Below are 19,624 nucleotides of genomic sequence, written 5' to 3'. Positions count from 1 at the left end.
GGGCAATGATTGATATCGTGGCTGGCGCAACGGGCGCGAAAACGGGTTCACATGTCCAGAACGATAATGCCGAGGCGGCTCATCAACCCTTCAACCTGATGGCTATCAAGCTTTACCCCATCCAGATCCTGGCTGCGTATATCCAGTTCCCCCAGCTCGGAGCCGGTTAAATCACAGTGCCTGAAGGAGGCGGAGCGCCAGTCGAAGGCCTGAAATTCACCGCCGGAAAGGTCGGAACCGTCAAAAGTCGCGCCGGTGATATGGGCGCCGCTCCAGCGATTTTCCCATAGCTCGCATTTTTCCAGGATAACCTTGGAGAAATTGGCATAACTGAGGTTGCTTTTCGTGATGTAGGCGCTGCAAAACCAGGTGCGGGTGGTAATCATATTCATAAAGCTGGCGCCCCTGAAATCAGCGCCCTGCGCGCGGCACTCGCTGATTTCAATTCCCAGCCCGTTGGCGTGGCGAAAATCGGCCATCGACAGATCGCAGCGCTTGAAGCTGGCGTCCTTGAGCTGGGCGCGGCTGAAATTACACCCTTTCTGGTTCTCGCCGTCCCAGAAATGACAGTCGGTAAAACGCGTGTCGCATAGATCGGCGCCGGAGAAATCGCAATCCATAAAACGCAGCCCGACCAGCTCCGCGCCGGTGAATTCGCCACGCTGAATTTTTTCATTTTTCCTGATAATGGTATCCATGCCGTTTACCCGTTGAATGATTTGCGTCAGGAATCTTATCATCCTATTTACGGGCACGGGGCAAATAATGGATACTCCCGCTGAGCGCGCCATGATATCGCCACGCGTCCGGCAATCGCCATTGTACAAGTGGCGGACCCGCTTATGCTTAACCGGCGCATCGTTGAGCGCAATCTGAAGTCATTACGGGCCAGAGGCCGGCTGGCCCGAGCCGGGGCGACCAAAAGCGGATATTGGCGGGTGATTTAATCGGATCGCAAACCGCCGCCGATACGTTATCATACCCGTTGCAACCCGCGCCTTGTCGGCGTGATGATCGTGACTATCTGAGGTTCTTACCCGTGTTGGAAAATATCGGCATCATCAATCTCTGGACGTATCTGGCGGGCCTGGTCTTTATTATTCTTCTGCCCGGCCCCAATTCCCTGTTTGTGCTAAAAACCGGCGCTTCCCACGGCGTAAGAGCGGGTTATAAAGCCGCGCTCGGAGTATTTATCGGCGACGCCACCCTGATATTCCTGGCGTATCTCGGTGTGGCATCGCTGATTAGAACTTCGCCGCTGCTGTTCGCGTTCGTGCGTTACCTGGGAGCCTTCTACCTGCTGTATCTGGGCGTCAAAATCCTGCACGCCAATTTTATCAGTAAGCGCAGCGCCGGCCCGCAGCAGGCCGCGCAGGCGAAAAACGTCTTCAGGAAATCCCTTACGCTAAGCCTGACCAACCCGAAGGCGATTTTGTTTTATGTGTCGTTTTTCGTCCAGTTCATTAATTTCAACTATCCGCATACCTGGCTGTCCTACACCGTCCTGGCCGTTATGCTGGAAGCGTTGAGTTTCAGCTACCTGACGGTACTGATTTTCGGCGGCGCGGCGATGGCGGGGTTTTTCCGGCGCAGGCATACCCTGGCCAAAGTGGGCAATGGAATGGTCGGCCTGTTCTTTATGGGTTTTGCCGCCAGGCTCGCCACCCTCTCCTCTTGATCGCGCGGCGCCATGGCGCACCCGCGCAGGTAGCTTAGGGCGCGTAACCGCTCCTGCCGGCAGAGCGCTATCTTAACGACCCACAAAACGATAAAATAGCCGCCTACAGTATTTTATTATTTGATTTTATTGGTTTTTATAAATCTCTTGAGGTTTTATCATGCAACAATTGCCAAATTGCCCCAACTGCCATTCGGAATTTACCTGGCAGGATGGTACCCAATTGAACTGCCCGGAATGCGGCCACGTATGGCCGCTGGAAGGCGAGGCGCAGCTTGAGGACGAGGGGCTGGTAGTGCGGGACGCGAATGGCAATTTACTGGCGGACGGCGACGCCGTGACGGTCATCAAGGATTTGAAAGTGAAGGGCAGTTCCACGCCGCTGAAAATAGGCACTAAAGTTAAAAGCATTCGCCTCGTGGCAGGGGATCATAATATCGACTGCTTTATAGACGGTTTTGGCGCCATGAAACTTAAATCCGAGTTTGTGAAAAAAATTAACTGATGCGATTTCTCGTCCGGCAGCTTGAGCAAACCGTGCTGCCGCTGTCGGGAATTTGGGATCAAGATCATATTCCTGTTTTTTCGCGACAGACAATGCCTTACCATAGCGTTCTCTTTTTCTTGCATGGCTATATGGATATCCGATGCGTCACTTGGCTGCCCTCCTGCCTCTGCTCACGTTGCTCGCTGCTTGCAGCAATAAGCCAGTCCCCCCGGCCGAAACCCCCCACGGCAATCCCTTCAAAGGCGGTTTCCTGCTGGCGCCGGGCAATGCCGGTTCCCTGCCGAACGGCGACTTTGCGTCTAATCCGAATGCGGTCCGGTTTGTTGATAAAATGGTGCGGGAACACGGTTTTGACCGCCAGCAGTTGCATGATGTCCTGGCCCAGACGCAAAGGCTGGACTGGGTGTTGCGCCTGATGGACCGGCAGGCGCCCTCGTCCCTGCCGCCGTCAGGCCCCAACGGTGCGTGGTTACGTTATCGCAGTAAGTTCATCACGCCGGACAATGTGCAAAACGGCGTCGCTTTCTGGAATCAATATAACGATGCGCTGCAACGCGCCTGGCGGGAATATGGTGTTCCGCCGGAGATTATTGTCGGCATCATCGGGGTCGAGACCCGCTGGGGCAGGGTGATGGGCAAGACCCGCATCATCGATGCGTTGGCGACCCTGGCCTTCGATTATCCGCGCCGCGCCGATTATTTTACGGGCGAGCTGGAAACTTTTCTGCTAATGGCCCGCAGCGAAGGGGATGACCCGCTGGCTTTGCGCGGGTCTTATGCCGGCGCCATGGGGTATGGCCAGTTTATGCCCTCATCGTTCAAAAGCTATGCGGTGGATTTTGATGGCGACGGGCATATCAATCTATGGGATCCGGTGGATGCCATCGGCAGCGTCGCCAATTACTTCAAAGCCCACGGCTGGACCAAAGACGGCGCGGTGGCGGTGCCGGCCAGCGGCCAGGCGCCCTTTATGGAATATGGCTTCAATAGCCATTACCCGCTCTCCGCCCTAAGCGCGGCGGGGCTGGCGCCGCAGGGAGCTCTGGGTAATTACCAGGAGGCGGGCCTGCTGCGCCTTGATATTGGCAGTGGGTATCAATACTGGTACGCCTTGCCCAATTTTTATACCATCACCCGTTATAATCACAGCATTCATTACGCCATGGCGGTATGGCAGTTGGGAACGGCGGTTGGCAGGGCGCGGCAGGGGAACTGAGCGACTATGTAATTTGATAAGGAAGGGCGGTAGGTGTTCTTGCCGCCGTTTGGTGATGTAAATATACCAGCCCAGCCTGTCTATTCTTTCCTAATTATCTATTATTACAGCATTTTTATAACCCGATAACCGAAAAGAAAATAGGTTATTTCCGGTTAATTGTTATTAAATAAATGACAACGTATCCGCTGCTCGCCATTACACCCGTCGCCGTTCATGGCGATGGCAGGACGTAGCGATAGGGAATGCTTACATTCGTCATGATATAAGGGATTGAATTTTTTATGCCGCCGTTATATTTACCGAACTCGGGTTCATGTCCCGATATTTACCGCAAAATAAATAGTACTCCCCTGGCCGATAGCCTCCATTTTCTTAATGAAAGCCGATCTTCACAGCGCTTGGGACAAGAGCTGGATGAAGCTCGGCAAATTGAAAACATGGACGTTTTAATTGAACCGCTGATAAACAGTTCAGAAACCCTTTGCCGAAACCTGGATGGATTAAACAGCGATTTACTGTCCACCCTCTTGCCCGGGGATCTGCACACGGCGGAAAATATGCTGGCGAATATGGAAAAACTGCTGCATCACGGCGGGGAAACCTCGTTAACCACCCGTCCAGGCACAGCCGAACACCAGCTTGTCATGCACCTGGGCTACGCGTTGCGCCAGCATCCCGCGGCCGGTTTTTTGGAACGCGGCAGGATAATGGCCGATTTTATCGGCGCCGTTATAAGTAACGATTATACCCTGATGGCCGGCAATACGGCGCGCAGAATGGCGAATGTCATCTCCGTGGCCACGCGTACCGGCACCATCGTGGCCCTGACCACTTTATTGCGGCAGCTGATTGGTTTTAGCGTGGAAAATAACTTTCGCGCCTATGACGCCGCCTCATCCCTATCGCCCCGGGTCGTCGCGGCAATCGCCTCGATGCTTATCGGGCCTGGCCTGAATCTGGCCGGCGCTATCCGCGATGAAAGAAATGGCGCAGCCACTGCTTCCTCCCGGGCTTCCCGGATTGCGATGGGATTGCTAAGCGCCGGTGGGTTAATGCTTGCCATCGGCTATCGGCCCTCAACGGCAATGGGGCCGTTAATGGGATCTTTTTGCGTACAAACCGCGGCCTATACGCTGAGCCGGGATCTGATTCAGCTATTTTTCCCGCTGCATGATAACGGCGGATTTAATACCACCGGCCTGATTTTTTCCAGCCTGTTTTACGGCCTGGCCCAATGGGGACTAGGCGAACTCATGGAATATTTCGCACCGCAATCGGGGGCGGGATACGCCATGGCGCAGGCGGACAGGGCCGAGGAACAAATGACGAATTGGGCCTATGCCGCCAGCATTACCGCCGCGGCGATAAAACCGAATCTGATGCACGATCTGCTGCGTAGCGCCCTTAATTCGCTGGCTGAAATTTTCGACGATCTACAGCGGCCAGCGCTGATGCGCTTTTTTGCCGGCCCCCAGGAGGCGGCGGCGGTTCGGGCCGAAGCGGTCAATCTCGCCGGTCAGGCGCCGCCGGCGGATGGCGTGCGTATCGGCATGGATCGGCCGCGCATCGGCACCGGGTCTTGGCCAACCGCCGCGCAGGTTGCCGATCAATTCCTTACCGTCAACGCTATGCGAACCTCGATGTTTGAAGCCATAGTGAGTACGGCGCTAACGGTGGCAGCGGCGCTCGACGACACGAGATTAGCCAAAGAAGACCGGGCTTTGGTGGTGAATTCGGTGATCGCCGGGCTGGTCATCATCGGTTACCCGGGGTTTATCGGGGCTAATCTTTCAAAAGCGCCGTGCCCAAAAGAGCAAAACTAATACGATACCGATCATATGCCATGGGATTGAACCAACCGCCGACGGGTATCCCATGGTATTAATCGGCTCATTTTCCTACAGGGCCGCTAATGTTTCCCGTCAAATCCGCTACCGCCGTCACGCTAAATTTAATGTGCGGTTACAGCGCGTTTTTTTGCTTAACCCCGATCCCCTTAATAGCACCCATTGTCCCTTCGCCGGGACTGAACCGATTGAAAACGCTGGACAGTTGCGTCATATTAACTTATGGAGCGCCGACACAAAGCGTTAACTCCCCGCCTTGGCTGATTTATCGGATCTATTTCAGGCGAGCCAGGAAGCTCTTAATCCCAACACTATGATATTAAAGAATTTAACGTCTGTTGAAAATTTTATCATTTGATTAATTTTATTCATCTTTTTTTTTATGGTAATGATCTGATGGTACGTTTAAGGTAACCCTATGAGCCCGTATCCTCAGTTTATGAATAAGCGGCAATAGTTGGCGCTATCTGTCATGCATATGCCCGTTAAATGGAATCAGATAAGCTGGTGCCGATCGCAATCGGGACCAATGCTGACATATGCTAGAATAAGTTTAATCATGAGAAGTTATCGGCTGGCCGCAGCATATGTGGTTTATTCTCACTTTGCTTAAGTATTAACCGTAACATAAATTCGCTGAAAGTATTGAGCAAATAATTACGGAAATAAAGTGATTTAACCCCCTGAAATTATTGGTTTGTCAGTAATGTGACAAACTATCTCGGCCATGTTTTTCACAGTAAACCGGGGTGTGGCATGGATGGAGCTTTGATTTTCTGTAAAGATGCGATTTTAAGATTTCGTTCCGATTATGATAATTTAACGGCCGTCCCTTTGTTGGCTGTCCAGGCATGTTTAGACATTGATGACCATTTATTCCTCCTACAATACTTTAGGCACCATGTAATCATTGAAGAAGGAACCACCTTATCGCATATATTCTTGGCGATTGAGCCTTGGGCGAAAGTATTAGGTGTCTATCTGGATATGAATGTGGTGGCATATATTGATGAAATCAGGAAACCGTCCCAGGCGCAGTCGTTATTTGACTGGATCGGCATTCAAAAAGTGACATCGGTACACCGGGCCTATCTGCATCAGCATATAAAACCGGGGGAAAATTTTGACATGTACTTCAATCGTGAGCGAACGCCGACCCGGCGTTTTGATATTGAAGTCGTCTGCACCGCCAACGGCTATAAAAATGAAGATAAAGAACACTATAGTATCAGTGGGGATATTCATGCCATCAAAAATGTGCCGGTAGTAGCCAGCGACCGCCAGATCTTAGTCAGTTATGGTTATGAAAAAAGCAATTTAATGAATGATGATTATAGCGGAGTCTCCGTCAAAAATAAGATCAGCTATATACAAGGGGAAGTGGTCTTTTTATTTTATGAAGTATTGGAAGCGATTTTTAAGGATGGGTTATTCTACAGTTCGCCCCAAGCCGCCAATGATAACCTCGAAACGATCAAAGAGATGGTTGGGTTGATCGACAATGATGGAAACGATAAACCTGAAGCGCCGGGTCCCGAATATTCGGAAAATACTCAGAATGTGAAAAAAGATAAAAAAACCAGTTTTGATATAACTGAAAGGGCATATGACCCTATTCTAGAACATATGCAGGCTGAACAAGAATCCTGGCAGTTTATTAAATCCCACTGTGATTCAAATAGCGAACTGCCCATCAGGATCGGCCATGTTGCAGAAGCCAAGGTCCCTGAATACCGTTTTTCCAATTTCATTATTAATGAAAATGAGTAAGCTTCCTAACCTACGGGAACGCCGGTATTCCATAAATGCCATGGTTGCCGGACGTTGGCGTTCCCCGCAGGGTGCTAACGGCGGCATGCCAAAAGATGACGCCGGTTAAGGCGCCATGGAGTCGCCTCTACGGGAAATGATTACTCATAACGGCGAAAATACGTTTCCAGTTTGACCTGCAGTTTACTGAGCACGGTACTAAACATGAGGTAGATAACGGCCGCTTCAATATAAAGAATCAGCGGCTCATAGGTTACGGAAACGATACGCTGCGCGGCCAGGAACATTTCCGGGACGGTGATTACCGCCGCGAGCGACGTATCTTTGATCAACGAAATAAACGAGTTGGCCAAGGGCGGCAGCGATACGAATACCGACTGGGGTAAAATCACGCGCTGCATGGCCTGGTTGCTGCTCATGCCAATGGCATAGGCCGCTTCCCACTGTACTTTGGGTACCGACAAAATCGCACCGCGAATAATTTCCGAACTATAAGCGCCGACGCTCATAATAAAGCCAATCAGCGCGGCCGGAAATGCATCAAGCGTAATGCCGATGCTGGGCAGGCCGTAAAAAATGAGGAACAGCTGTACCAGCAACGGGGTACCACGAATCACCCAGACATAAAAATCAGCGATTCCCTTCAGCGGTTGCGGACCGTATAGCCGAACCAATGCGAGCACAAAACCCACTGCCAACCCGCCGATAAAGGAGAGTATCGCCAGCGGGATAGTGAACATAAGTCCGGCGGAAAACAACCGCCAAAAGGAGTCCAACATTAGTTGTAGCCAGGCTGGCATCTGCTAGAACTCCTTACCTGGAAACATTATTTAGACACATCCTGACCAAAATAGCGGATAGAAATAGTCTTGTACGTACCGTCGGCCTTCACTTCATCCAGCGCGGTGTTTAAGGCTTTCACCAATTCGGGTTGATCTTTACGAATCAGAATGCCGGACGGCGCATTGGCATCTTGGGAAGCCGCGATTTTCAGCGGTGCGTTCGGTTTTTGTTTCTTGAAATCCAGGAATGACAAATTGTCATTCAGCGTAGCGACCGCGCGGCGGCTCAGCACCAGTTCCAGCGACTGGTTAAAGCCGTCGGTGGGCACCAGGTCGGCACCATATTTTGTCGCAATCTGCGAGTAGTTGCTGGTCAGGCTTTGCGCCGCTTTCTGGCCCTTCAAATCTTCAAAAGACTTGATGGTGGTATTATCATCGCGGGTAATCAGCACGACCTTGGAATCGATATACGGTTTGGAAAAATCATATTTGGCCTGCCGTTCGGGAGTAATCCCCACTTGGTTTATCACCGCGTCATAGCGTTTGGCGTCGAGGCCGGCGATCAGCCCGTCCCAGCGGCCTTCGATAAATTTGGCTTTAACGCCAAGCTTGGCGGCGACGGCGCGGCCAAGGTCGACATCGAATCCCACCAGTTTGTCGGCTGAGTCATGAAATGTATAAGGCGAGTAGGTGCCTTCGGTGCCAAAGGTAATGGTGCCAGCGGCTTTAATGGCGGCCAGTCCGTCTTCCGCCTGCGCCTGAACGGCTGAAACCAGCAGAGAGCCTGCTAAAAATGCTAATGTGATTTTTTTCATCGTTATTCCTGAGAGAGCAAGGTTGAGAAACGCTATGCGCGCGTCCTTGGTATGTCGGGGAATCCTAATCCACTTTAAAATTTCCAATAAATGACATTAAGTAATTAGAAAGTACATAAAATTATAACAGATAGTAAAATAAGAACTTTAGTGCATCAATAGTTGGGTTACAAGGGAAAAATCCGGCGTACTAAATCATTCGCGGAACTGGCTATAATATAGAGATAATCGGTGTTAAAAATGGAAGCCGCCGCGCAAAATCACCAGCAAGCGGCCGCCAAGAAGGCGGAATTCCGCTCTTTTGACCGCCTTCTCATCAGGATGGGAGTATCATGAACGACAGCGATTTGTCCCAGCTAAGCGCCCGCCTTGGGGCTGCGCTTAAACAACAAGGCAGTTTCATTACCTGCGCCGAATCCTGCACCGGCGGCTGGGTCGCCAAGACCATTACCGACATTTCCGGCAGCGCGGGCTGGTTTGACCGGGGATTTGTGACCTATGGCAATCAGGCCAAATCCGATATGGTGGGCGTCAAAACCAGTACCCTGGAGCGGCACGGCGCGGTAAGCGACCCGGTGGTGCAGGAAATGGCCCAGGGCGCCCTGCTGGCGGCATCGGCCGATTACGCGGTGGCCATTAGCGGAATCGCGGGGCCGGATGGGGGGACGGTGGAAAAACCGGTCGGAACGGTGTGGTTTGGTTTCGCCAGCAAGCACCAGGCCCCGTTTTCCCAGCTTATGCATTTCGAGGGGGGGAGGGATGATGTCCGGCGTCAGGCGGTACATTTTGCCCTAAACACCCTGCTGGACACATTTCTCTAAAAATGTACTTGATACTGTATGATTGTACAGTATAATTAGCGGCAGTATCGGCATAGAAGTTTGGCGAAAAGAGGGTAGCGATGTCGCTCCCTGCTTGATAGGAGTTGAAATGGCTATTGATGAGAATAAACAAAAGGCGTTAGCAGCAGCGTTAAGCCAGATTGAAAAGCAATTTGGCAAGGGCTCTATCATGCGCCTGGGTGAAGATCGCTCAATGGATGTTGAAACGATCTCCACGGGTTCTCTTTCCCTGGATATTGCGTTGGGTGCCGGTGGCCTGCCCATGGGGCGCATCGTGGAAATCTATGGGCCCGAGTCTTCCGGTAAAACCACCCTGACCCTGCAAGTGATTGCTTCCGCACAGCGTGAAGGCAAAACCTGCGCCTTTATAGATGCCGAACATGCCCTTGATCCGATTTATGCCAAAAAACTTGGCGTGGATATCGATAACCTGCTGTGCTCGCAGCCGGATACCGGCGAGCAGGCCCTGGAAATCTGCGATGCTTTAACCCGCTCCGGCGCGGTTGACGTCATCATCGTCGACTCCGTGGCGGCATTGACCCCCAAGGCGGAAATCGAAGGGGAAATCGGCGACTCCCATATGGGGTTGGCGGCGCGGATGATGAGCCAGGCCATGCGTAAGCTGGCGGGCAACCTTAAGAATGCGAATACCCTGCTTATCTTCATCAACCAGATACGTATGAAAATTGGCGTGATGTTCGGCAACCCCGAAACCACCACCGGTGGCAACGCCCTTAAGTTCTACGCATCGGTACGTCTTGATATTCGCCGCATCGGCTCCGTCAAGGAAGGCGAAGTGGTGGTAGGCAGCGAGACGCGCGTTAAAGTGGTGAAGAATAAAGTGGCTGCGCCCTTTAAACAGGCTGAATTCCAAATACTGTATGGCGAAGGCATCAATATTCGCGGCGAACTGGTCGATCTGGGCGTTAAACACAAGCTTATCGAGAAAGCCGGCGCCTGGTACAGCTACAACGGCGAAAAAATCGGCCAGGGCAAGGCTAATGCCTGCGTATTCCTGAAGGAACGCCCTGAAATCGCCGCTGAGCTGGACAAAAAACTGCGTGATATGCTGTTAAACAGCCCCGAAACCACCAGTTTTGCCGGTGAAAGCGATGGCATAGATGAAAGCGCGGCCAGCGAGAGCAGTGAAGAAGCATAACATCGCCCTGACCCGCGGCCGGCCGGGAGCAGGTAGCCTGTGAGCACGCTTCTCGATCGCGCTTTACACCTACTTTCGCTGCGGGATCATAGTGAAGCGGAGCTGCGTCGCAAATTGGCGACGCCGCCCCTCACCCGCCGACGCTTTAATCAACGGCCCGCCAGTGGTGAGCCGGGCGCCCCCGAAATAACTGAAGCCGATATAGAGAACGCTATCGACTACTGTTTGCAAAACGACTGGCTGGATGATGCCCGTTTCGCCCTGCGCTATGTTAATAGCCGCAGTAAAAAAGGATATGGTGAGCAAAAAATTCGCATGGAATTGCTCCAGAAGGGCATAGACAGGGAGATTATCGACAACGCCTTCTCCGAGGCTGAAATCGATCGGTCTGCGCAGGCCCAGGCCGTCGCCTGGAAAAAGTTCGGACAACCTCTGCCGCCCGATCGGGAAGCAAGGGCCAAAGTGCAGCGTTATCTCCTTTCCCGCGGTTTTTCCTACGATGAAATTCGATCAATTTATATAAATTTTTAAATTGATGGCCCGTGGGATTTTACTTCGCATCAAAGAAAATTTATCTTATTCCCACTTTTGAGTTCGTGAACGCTACTGTAGCGCCCCAATACTGCGCTATTCTGTTTTCGATTCGTTCGTTTAGCTTGATTCCGGGACAACTATGAGCAAGAGCACCGCTGAGATCCGTCAAGCGTTTCTCGATTTTTTCCATAGCAAAGGCCACCAGGTAGTCGCAAGTAGCTCCCTGGTGCCAGATAACGATCCGACATTGCTGTTTACCAATGCCGGCATGAACCAATTCAAAGACGTTTTCCTTGGGGTGGATAAACGCCAGTATCACCGCGCCACGACTTCCCAGCGGTGCGTGCGCGCCGGCGGCAAGCACAACGATTTGGAAAATGTCGGCTACACGGCCCGTCATCACACATTTTTTGAAATGCTGGGTAACTTCAGCTTTGGCGATTACTTCAAACATGATGCCATCAATTTCGCGTGGGAGTTATTAACCGGCGAGCAATGGTTCAACCTGCCGAAAGAGAAACTCTGGGTTACCGTTTACGCCACCGATGACGAAGCCTATAACATCTGGGCGGACGAGGTAGGCGTGCCCCACGAACGCATCATCCGCATTGGCGATAATAAAGGCGGCGCCTACGCTTCGGATAACTTCTGGCAAATGGGCGATACCGGCCCCTGCGGCCCCTGTTCGGAAATTTTCTACGATCATGGCGATCATATCTGGGGCGGCCCGCCGGGAAGCGCGGAAGAAGATGGCGATCGGTACATTGAAATCTGGAACCTGGTGTTTATGCAGTTCAACCGCCAGTCCGACGGTACCATGCTGCCGCTGCCTAAACCCTCCGTCGATACCGGCATGGGCCTGGAGCGTATTGCGGCGGTGTTGCAGCACGTTAACTCAAACTACGACATCGATCTGTTCCATACGCTCATCGCCGAAGTGGCAAAAGTTACCGGCAGCAGCGATCTGGCGAGCAAATCCCTGCGCGTCATCGCCGATCATATCCGTTCCTGCGCGTTCCTCATTTCCGATGGGGTCGTGCCGTCCAATGAAGGCCGCGGGTACGTCTTGCGCCGCATTATCCGCCGCGCCGTGCGCCACGGTAATATGCTGGGGGCGAAAGAATCTTTCTTCTACAAGCTGGTGGCGCCGCTGATTGACGTCATGGGCTCCGCCGCGACCGAACTCAAACAGCAGCAGTCACGGGTAGAACAGGTATTGCAAACCGAGGAGGAGCAGTTCGCCCGCACGCTGGAACGCGGCCTGGCCCTGCTGGATGAAGAACTCGGCAAATTGCAGGGGGATACCCTGGATGGCGAAACCGCTTTCCGCCTGTATGATACCTATGGTTTCCCGCTGGATCTCACCGCCGATGTTTGCCGCGAACGGCAATTAAAAGTGGATGAAGAGGGTTTCGAGCGAGCCATGGACCAACAGCGCCGCCGGGCCCGCGAATCCAGCGGCTTTGGCGCTGATTACAACAGCATGCTGCGGGTTGATAAAGCCACCCGGTTCTTCGGTTACGACGAGACGCAGCATCAGGGCGCGGTCGTCGCGCTGTTTCGCAACGGTGAGTCCGTGCAATCCATCGAGTCGGGCGACAACGCCGTAGTGGTCCTGGACGAAACGCCTTTTTATGGCGAATCCGGCGGCCAGGTCGGCGACCAGGGCGAGCTGAGGGCAACGCTGGGCCTGTTCACGGTCAGCGATACGCAAAAATATGGCCAGGCTTTTGGCCACGTGGGTCAGTTGACCTATGGTGAGCTCAAGGTCGGCGATCGGGTGACCGCTGCCGTCGACCAGGCGCGGCGCGCCCGCATCCGGCTGAACCATTCCGCGACCCATTTGCTGCATGCCGCGCTGCGCCAGGTGCTGGGCGGGCACGTGGCGCAGAAAGGTTCGCTGGTGAACGACGAGTATTTGCGTTTTGACTTCTCCCATGGCGAAGCGATGAAACCGCAGCAGATACGCGCGGTAGAGGATATCGTCAACCAGCAGATCCGCCGCAATTTACCTATCGACACCGAGATTATGGATTTGGAAGCGGCGCGGGGCACCGGCGCCATGGCGCTGTTCGGCGAGAAATATGACGCCAAGGTGCGGGTATTGCGGATGGGGGATTTCTCCACCGAACTGTGCGGCGGCACCCATGCCAGCCGCACCGGCGATATCGGCCTGTTCCGTATTATTTCCGAATCCGGCACCGCTGCCGGCGTGCGCCGTATCGAAGCCGTAACCGGCGAAGGGGCGCTGGCGAGCCTGCACCAGCAAAGCGATTTGGTCCATGACATCGCGCAGCTGGTCAAAGGGGATAACCAGAGCCTGGCGGATAAAGTCAAAGCCCTGCTGGATCGCGCCCGCCAGTTGGAAAAAGAGCTGCAGCAGCTCAAAAGCCAGCAGGCCGCGCAGGAAAGCTCGGCGCTTACCGGCAGCGTGAAGGTGATTCACGGCGTGAAGGTGCTGGTCAGCCAACTGGAGAACGTCGAGCCCAAAATGCTGCGTACCATGGTGGACGATCTGAAAAATCAGTTGGGATCGGCCGTTATAGTCCTTGCCACCGTTGCCGATAATAAAGTCAGCCTGATTGCCGGCGTGACCAAAGATCTCACCGATCGGGTCAAGGCCGGCGATCTTATCAGCCAACTGGCCCAGCAGGTGGGCGGCAAGGGTGGTGGACGGCCGGATATGGCCCAGGCGGGGGGTAGCGACGTACAGGCTTTGCCGGCGGCCCTGGCCGGCGTGGAGGCCTTGCTGACGACAAAATTCTTGGCGGGATAAGAATACGTTATTATAAACGCCATGGCTTTCTGTTAAGTTATGGCGTTTGGATTCATATTATTCCCAACATCAAAAGTTAGGCGCGAAGCTGGTCATATCGACTAAACTTATACCTGATGTTGAAAGTCGTCAGCCTGCTGGCATTTTATGTCGCTAACATGACTTACGTTTTCACGGTATATGATGGATAATGGCGGGAAACTGAGAGACCCGACTCTTTTAATCTTTCAAGGAGCAAAGAATGCTTATTCTGACTCGTCGAGTTGGTGAGACCCTCATGATTGGCGATGAGGTAACGGTTACGGTTTTAGGAGTCAAGGGCAACCAGGTACGCATCGGTGTCAATGCTCCTAAAGAAGTATCTGTTCACCGTGAAGAAATATACCAGCGCATCCAGGCTGAAAAGTCGCAACAGAATCCTTTCTAAATCTTTTAGGCGCCTTGCGATAGCGGGGCGCAGCTCCTCCCACGCTTAAATCATTTATTTTCCCCTGATTATTTATTGAATGTATGTTTTCACATTGCACGTATTTTGGCGGGTGCTGAAACGAATGAGCGCTATTGTGCTGTCAATCTGGTCAAGTTGCATGGCTTTTGTGCAAACGCGCGCCTGACGGGAAAAATTGTTTGACTTATCAGGCCGGGAAAGTAATATGTGCGCCACGCAGTGCCGATGAGCTTTAACATCGGCGCGTAGGTGAGGTGGCCGAGAGGCTGAAGGCGCTCCCCTGCTAAGGGAGTATACGGTCAAAAGCTGTATCGAGGGTTCGAATCCCTCCCTCACCGCCATTAATAATGCATCCATAGCTCAGCTGGATAGAGTACTCGGCTACGAACCGAGCGGTCGGAGGTTCGAATCCTCCTGGATGCACCATTAACTGATCTGTTAGCATGGTCAGCAAGCAGTTAGTTCAGTGTAGTCAAAACGATGCATCCATAGCTCAGCTGGATAGAGTACTCGGCTACGAACCGAGCGGTCGGAGGTTCGAATCCTCCTGGATGCACCATCTTCGTATCGCCAGATATCTGTATTACCGCATAAAATTTGCATCCATAGCTCAGCTGGATAGAGTACTCGGCTACGAACCGAGCGGTCGGAGGTTCGAATCCTCCTGGATGCACCATGCGTCTTGCCGCCTGATTACCCCCGCGTTTTACCCTCAAGAAGTTGCCCCAAAAAGTTGCCCTTGAAAATAACCCCTTAATTTATAAGATTTCCATTTGCGCTGCGGAATATCTCAATTTGCCGGCCCCCGACAGAAAAAGCGACAATTTTATGACTTTGCGTTACAGTAAAGCCTTATTTTTAGCATCAGGACGCGACGATGTACGATCAATACGAAGGGCTGATCTTCGATATGGATGGCACACTACTCGATACGGAGCCAACCCACCGTAAAGCCTGGCATCAGGTGCTTGAGAAATACGGCATGCAATACGATGCGGCGGCCATGATATCGTTAAACGGGTCGCCCACCTGGCGCATCGCCAAGACGATTATCGACAGCCATCAGTCCGCCATGGACCCTCACTTGCTGGCAATTGAAAAAACCGCGGCGGCGCAGCTCATGCTGCTCGACAACGTCTTGCCATTACCGCTGATTGACGTGGTCAAAGCCTATCATGGCAAGCGGCCGATGGCGGTGGGTACCGGCAGCGAACACCGCATGGCGGTAGTATTGCTTGAGCATCTGGGGCTATTGCATTACTTCGACGCCATCGTCGGCGCCGACGATGTGACCCGGCATAAACCCTATCCGGATACATTCCTGCGCTGCGCTGAGCTGATAGGCGTGGCGCCGGAAAAATGCGTGGTGTTCGAAGATGCGGATTTTGGCATCCAGGCTGCCCGGTCGGCGTCGATGGCGGTGGTTGATGTGCGCATACCCGGCCGATAGCCAGTTATGATCTCTTTATAGTTGGGAAAAGCATTACCATTAAGGCGTATCGACCCGGTTAACCTCGCCGGGGATAACCTGATGATGAATGCGTTAATGATAATGATAAATAGCCATAAACGAGTAGTTTCAATTATGCTTACCCAATACAAAATTAACCGCGGGAGGTCAATTTGATCCCGGACGTATCAGAAGCGCTCACTTGGCTGGAAGCCAATCCCCATGCGCTAAAGGGGATACGGCGAGGTGTGGAACGAGAAACCCTGCGTATTGCCGCCAATGGCCACCTGGCGCAGACCCCGCACCCGGAATTACTGGGCGCGGCGTTGACGCATAAGTGGATCACGACGGATTTTGCCGAGGCGCTGCTCGAATTCATTACGCCGGTGGATGAAGACATCGATCATTTGCTGGCGCTATTGCGGGATATCCATCGCCATGTGGCGCGTCATCTTGGGGACGAGCGTATGTGGCCCATGAGCATGCCTTGTTTTATCAATAACACGCACCCCATTGAACTGGCGCAATATGGCTCATCCAATATAGGGCGATTTAAGACCTTATATCGGGAAGGGCTAAAAAACCGCTACAGCGCATTGATGCAGGTTATCTCGGGCGTACATTATAATTTTTCGCTGCCGATGGCGTTCTGGCAGGCGCGGTTGGGCGTAACCGATGAAGCCAGCGGCAAAGAGGCCATTTCCGACGGCTACTTGCGCCTGATCCGCAATTATTACCGCTTTGGCTGGATCATCCCTTATTTATTCGGCGTTTCCCCGGCGGTTTGCTCGTCGTTCCTTGAAGGCCGCGCCACCGACCTGCCGTTTGAAAAAGCCAAGTCCGGCATGCTGTATCTGCCGTTTGCCACGGCCTTGCGCCTGAGCGACCTGGGATACACCAATAAATCGCAAAGCCAGCTCGGCATTACCTTCAACCGCCTTGAGGATTATATTACCGGACTCAAGCAGGCCATCAAAACGCCTTCCGCCGACTACCAGCGTATCGGACTGGAGCGAGACGGCAAGCGTTTGCAGGTCAACACCAACGTCTTGCAGATTGAAAACGAGCTGTACGCGCCGGTTCGCCCCAAGCGCGTGACCTTTAAAGGCGAATCGCCATCCGATGCGTTAAAACGCGGCGGCATCGAATATATCGAAGTGCGGTCCTTGGATATCAACCCCTTCTCGCCGATTGGCATCGATGAGCAGCAGGCGCGTTTTCTGGACCTTTTTCTGATTTGGTGCGCGCTTGCGCAGGCGCCGGAAATGAGCGCCCAGGAGGTGTTGTGTACCCGCACCAACTGGAATAAGGTGATTCTGGAAGGCCGTAAACCGGGCTTGACCCTTGGGGTTGACTGCGGTTCGCAACAGCAGCCCCTGGCCGAGGTCGGCAAGGCGCTATTTCGCGATTTGCGTCGCGTGGCGGTTATTCTTGATGGCAATAATCACAATCAGCAATATCAGCAGGCCTGCGATGCGCTGGTGGCGAGTTTTGACGATCCGGAACTGACCTTTTCCGCACGGATTTTGCAGGCGATGAAGCAGCATGGCATTGCCGGGCTGGGGTTGATTTTAGCCAACCAATACCATCAAACGCTGTGTGATGAACCTTTTGAAGTATTGAATGAAGATCTTTTTGCGGCGGAACAGGAGCGTTCCTGGAAACGGCAGCGTGAAATTGAAGCAGCGGATACGTTGAGCTTCGAACAGTTTTTAGCGCAGCATAACGCCGGCTGAAAAAAAGAAAAGGCCACAGAAACTGTGGCCAAATAAACATCTCTGAATACAGGGATGATGATAACAAATGCGCGTCTTTCAATAATTCAGACTCGCGGCAAGGAAAAAAGTTTCCTTAAAACGGTAAAAAAAAATAATCTTTTTAGAGGAGGTGACGATATGCCACTGTTGGATAGCTTTACCGTAGACCACACCCGCATGGCAGCGCCTGCGGTACGTGTTGCGAAAACCATGAAAACTCCCCATGGCGATACCATCACCGTCTTTGATTTACGTTTTTGCCGACCTAATCTGGAAGTGATGCCTGAACGGGGCATTCACACTCTGGAACATTTGTTCGCCGGTTTTATGCGTAATCATCTTAATGGTGACGGTGTTGAAATCGTGGATATTTCACCCATGGGTTGCCGTACCGGTTTTTACATGAGCCTTATCGGTGCGCCGGATGAGGTTCGCGTAGCCAACGCCTGGAAGGGTGCAATGGCCGATGTGCTGAAAGTCACTGACCAGAACAAAATCCCGGAGTTGAATGAATATCAATGCGGCACGTACCACATGCATTCCCTACCGGAAGCGCAGGAAATCGCCCAGCATATTCTCGATCATGATATCCGGGTAAACCACAACGATGAGCTGGCCCTGCCCAAAGAAAAATTGGCCGAGCTGCATATCTGAGTTGATGCCAGGCCCGCCGTGCCGGGAGTCTGTAAAGTCCAAGCCCTCCATCGGAGGGCTTTTTTATGGGCAATCACCGGGGGCGCGAAGGTCTTCAGGTTTCGTCCAGGCCCGCTTTAAAGGCCTTTAGCGGGGTGATGCGGACCTGTTTAATCATATTATCCTGCACCGCCATGATTTCGATCTGGTAGCTGTCGATCTGAGTCTGGGTGCCTACCGGCGGGATATCCTGCAGCGCTTCGAGCAGCATGCCGTTGATGGTGCGCGCCTCGGCTTCCGGCAGCGTCCAGTTAAACGCTTTGTTCAGTTCACGAATATTCGCGCCGCCTTCGATCAGCACCGACCCATCGCTTTGCGGAATCACTTCTTCCGCCAGGGTGGGGGACATCGAGGTGGTAAAATCACCGACAATCTCTTCCAGGATATCTTCAACCGTCACCAGCCCCTGGATATCGCCATATTCATCGACAATCAGCCCCACTTTTTCTTTATTGCGCTGGAATTTCACCAATTGGATATTTAACGGGGTGCCTTCGGGGATGTAATAAATTTCATCGGCGGCGCGCAGCAGGTTTTCTTTGGTGAATTCCTGCCGCTCGGTCATCAGGCGATAAGCCTCGCGCACCCGCAGCATGCCGATGGCGTCGTCGAGGTTATCGCGGTATAGCACGATGCGGCCGTGGGGGGAGTGCGTGAGCTGGCGGATGATATTGCGCCACTCGTCGTTGACATTGATGCCGACGATCTCGTTGCGCGGCACCATGATATCGCCCACGCTGACTTTTTCCAAATCCAGCACCGAAATCAGCATATCCTGATTGCGGCGCGAGATCAGGGAGCGGGACTCGTTGACGATGGAGCGCAGTTCGTCTTTGCTGAGGGCGTCATTCAGGCTTGACGGCACTTTGATCCCCATAATCCGCATCAGGATACGGGTAATGATATTGAGCAGCCAAACCAGGGGCATCATGATTTTTTGCAGCGGCGCCAGCAGCAGGCTGCTGGGCAAGGCGATATGTTCGGGATAGAGAGCCGCCACCGTTTTGGGCAGCACTTCGGCAAACAGCAGGATGACAAACGTCAGCACCCCGGTGGATATCGCCACGCCAATATCGCCATACAGGCGCATCCCGACAATCGTCGCCAAGGCCGAGGCCAGGATATTTACCAGGTTATTGCCGATCAGCACCAGGCTCAACAGGCGGTCGGTGCGGCGCAGCAGCTTTTCTACCCGTCTGGCGGCGCGGTTGCCCTGTTTGGCCAGATGGCGCAGGCGATAACGATTAAGCGTCATCATGCCGGTTTCTGACGCGGAAAAATAGGCCGACACCAGTACCATAATCACTAAAATAATTATCAGCGTACTGGTTGAAACATGTTCCAAC

Annotated in this window: 17 protein-coding genes and 4 tRNA genes; 17 read left to right on the top strand and 4 right to left on the bottom strand. The window is 52.9% G+C overall.

Going from position 1 to position 19,624, the window contains the following annotated elements; translation table 11 throughout:
- Positions 1–47 precede the first annotated feature (47 nt).
- On the bottom strand, positions 48–698 hold the full coding sequence (locus tag ACL2XP_RS21090; RefSeq protein WP_413735117.1) for a Qnr family pentapeptide repeat protein: 651 nt from the start codon (positions 696–698) through the stop codon (positions 48–50).
- Positions 699–1,039: 341 nt separating this feature from the next.
- Here ACL2XP_RS21090 and leuE point away from each other — a divergent pair, with 341 nt between their 5' ends.
- From leuE to ACL2XP_RS21065, 5 genes are all read left to right on the top strand, one after another.
- Positions 1,040–1,678, top strand: a complete 639-nt coding sequence (gene leuE / locus ACL2XP_RS21085; RefSeq protein ID WP_413735115.1) for a leucine efflux protein LeuE — start codon at positions 1,040–1,042, stop codon at positions 1,676–1,678.
- A 160-nt stretch (positions 1,679–1,838) separates the two neighbouring features.
- Positions 1,839–2,183 carry a zinc ribbon domain-containing protein YjdM gene (locus ACL2XP_RS21080; RefSeq protein ID WP_413735114.1) on the top strand — a complete coding sequence of 115 codons (345 nt, stop codon included), beginning with the start codon at positions 1,839–1,841 and terminating at the stop codon, positions 2,181–2,183.
- A 142-nt stretch (positions 2,184–2,325) separates the two neighbouring features.
- A complete protein-coding gene (gene mltB, locus ACL2XP_RS21075) occupies positions 2,326–3,402 on the top strand; it encodes a lytic murein transglycosylase B (protein ID WP_413735113.1) in 1,077 nt (358 codons plus the stop codon).
- A gap of 440 nt (positions 3,403–3,842) precedes the next feature.
- A complete protein-coding gene (locus tag ACL2XP_RS21070) occupies positions 3,843–5,228 on the top strand; it encodes a hypothetical protein (protein WP_413735112.1) in 1,386 nt (461 codons plus the stop codon).
- A gap of 780 nt (positions 5,229–6,008) precedes the next feature.
- Entirely contained in the window at positions 6,009–7,022 is a 1,014-nt protein-coding gene (locus ACL2XP_RS21065; RefSeq protein WP_413735111.1) for a hypothetical protein, read from the top strand.
- Between the two features lie 140 nt (positions 7,023–7,162).
- Here the strand turns inward: ACL2XP_RS21065 and ACL2XP_RS21060 are convergent, their stop codons facing one another.
- Together ACL2XP_RS21060 and ACL2XP_RS21055 are read right to left on the bottom strand one after the other, a co-directional pair.
- On the bottom strand, positions 7,163–7,822 hold the full coding sequence (locus ACL2XP_RS21060) for an amino acid ABC transporter permease (protein ID WP_413735110.1): 660 nt from the start codon (positions 7,820–7,822) through the stop codon (positions 7,163–7,165).
- Positions 7,823–7,848: 26 nt separating this feature from the next.
- Positions 7,849–8,619 carry an amino acid ABC transporter substrate-binding protein gene (locus tag ACL2XP_RS21055; protein ID WP_413735109.1) on the bottom strand — a complete coding sequence of 257 codons (771 nt, stop codon included), beginning with the start codon at positions 8,617–8,619 and terminating at the stop codon, positions 7,849–7,851.
- A gap of 332 nt (positions 8,620–8,951) precedes the next feature.
- Here ACL2XP_RS21055 and pncC point away from each other — a divergent pair, with 332 nt between their 5' ends.
- From pncC to luxS, 12 genes are all read left to right on the top strand, one after another.
- Positions 8,952–9,440 carry a nicotinamide-nucleotide amidase gene (gene pncC, locus ACL2XP_RS21050; RefSeq protein WP_413735108.1) on the top strand — a complete coding sequence of 163 codons (489 nt, stop codon included), beginning with the start codon at positions 8,952–8,954 and terminating at the stop codon, positions 9,438–9,440.
- A gap of 109 nt (positions 9,441–9,549) precedes the next feature.
- A complete protein-coding gene (recA, locus tag ACL2XP_RS21045) occupies positions 9,550–10,620 on the top strand; it encodes a recombinase RecA (protein WP_413735106.1) in 1,071 nt (356 codons plus the stop codon).
- A gap of 39 nt (positions 10,621–10,659) precedes the next feature.
- Entirely contained in the window at positions 10,660–11,151 is a 492-nt protein-coding gene (locus tag ACL2XP_RS21040; RefSeq protein WP_413735104.1) for a regulatory protein RecX, read from the top strand.
- A 142-nt stretch (positions 11,152–11,293) separates the two neighbouring features.
- Positions 11,294–13,930 (top strand): alanine--tRNA ligase, encoded by a 2,637-nt coding sequence (gene alaS, locus ACL2XP_RS21035; RefSeq protein ID WP_413735102.1) that lies wholly within the window; start codon positions 11,294–11,296, stop codon positions 13,928–13,930.
- 241 nt (positions 13,931–14,171) lie between these two features.
- On the top strand, positions 14,172–14,357 hold the full coding sequence (gene csrA, locus ACL2XP_RS21030; protein WP_132926210.1) for a carbon storage regulator CsrA: 186 nt from the start codon (positions 14,172–14,174) through the stop codon (positions 14,355–14,357).
- A gap of 269 nt (positions 14,358–14,626) precedes the next feature.
- A tRNA-Ser gene (locus tag ACL2XP_RS21025) sits at positions 14,627–14,719 on the top strand.
- 8 nt (positions 14,720–14,727) lie between these two features.
- Positions 14,728–14,804, top strand: a tRNA-Arg gene (locus ACL2XP_RS21020).
- Positions 14,805–14,860: 56 nt separating this feature from the next.
- Positions 14,861–14,937 (top strand) — tRNA-Arg (locus tag ACL2XP_RS21015).
- A 40-nt stretch (positions 14,938–14,977) separates the two neighbouring features.
- Positions 14,978–15,054: transfer RNA gene (locus tag ACL2XP_RS21010), tRNA-Arg, on the top strand.
- Between the two features lie 201 nt (positions 15,055–15,255).
- Positions 15,256–15,828, top strand: a complete 573-nt coding sequence (yqaB, locus tag ACL2XP_RS21005) for a fructose-1-phosphate/6-phosphogluconate phosphatase (RefSeq protein WP_413735101.1) — start codon at positions 15,256–15,258, stop codon at positions 15,826–15,828.
- Positions 15,829–16,001: 173 nt separating this feature from the next.
- Positions 16,002–17,564 carry a glutamate--cysteine ligase gene (gene gshA, locus ACL2XP_RS21000; RefSeq protein WP_413735100.1) on the top strand — a complete coding sequence of 521 codons (1,563 nt, stop codon included), beginning with the start codon at positions 16,002–16,004 and terminating at the stop codon, positions 17,562–17,564.
- 159 nt (positions 17,565–17,723) lie between these two features.
- On the top strand, positions 17,724–18,239 hold the full coding sequence (gene luxS / locus ACL2XP_RS20995) for an S-ribosylhomocysteine lyase (RefSeq protein WP_413739243.1): 516 nt from the start codon (positions 17,724–17,726) through the stop codon (positions 18,237–18,239).
- A gap of 94 nt (positions 18,240–18,333) precedes the next feature.
- On the opposite strand, the gene ACL2XP_RS20990 is transcribed toward luxS, so the two are convergent.
- On the bottom strand, positions 18,334–19,623 hold the full coding sequence (locus ACL2XP_RS20990; RefSeq protein WP_413735098.1) for an HlyC/CorC family transporter: 1,290 nt from the start codon (positions 19,621–19,623) through the stop codon (positions 18,334–18,336).
- Position 19,624 lies beyond the last annotated feature (1 nt).

The sequence above is a fragment of the Sodalis sp. RH21 genome (assembly GCF_047324175.1).
Taxonomy (GTDB): Bacteria; Pseudomonadota; Gammaproteobacteria; order Enterobacterales; family Enterobacteriaceae; genus Acerihabitans.
Note: the sequence above shows the minus strand (reverse complement) of the source record. Positions and strands in the feature narration are given on the sequence as shown.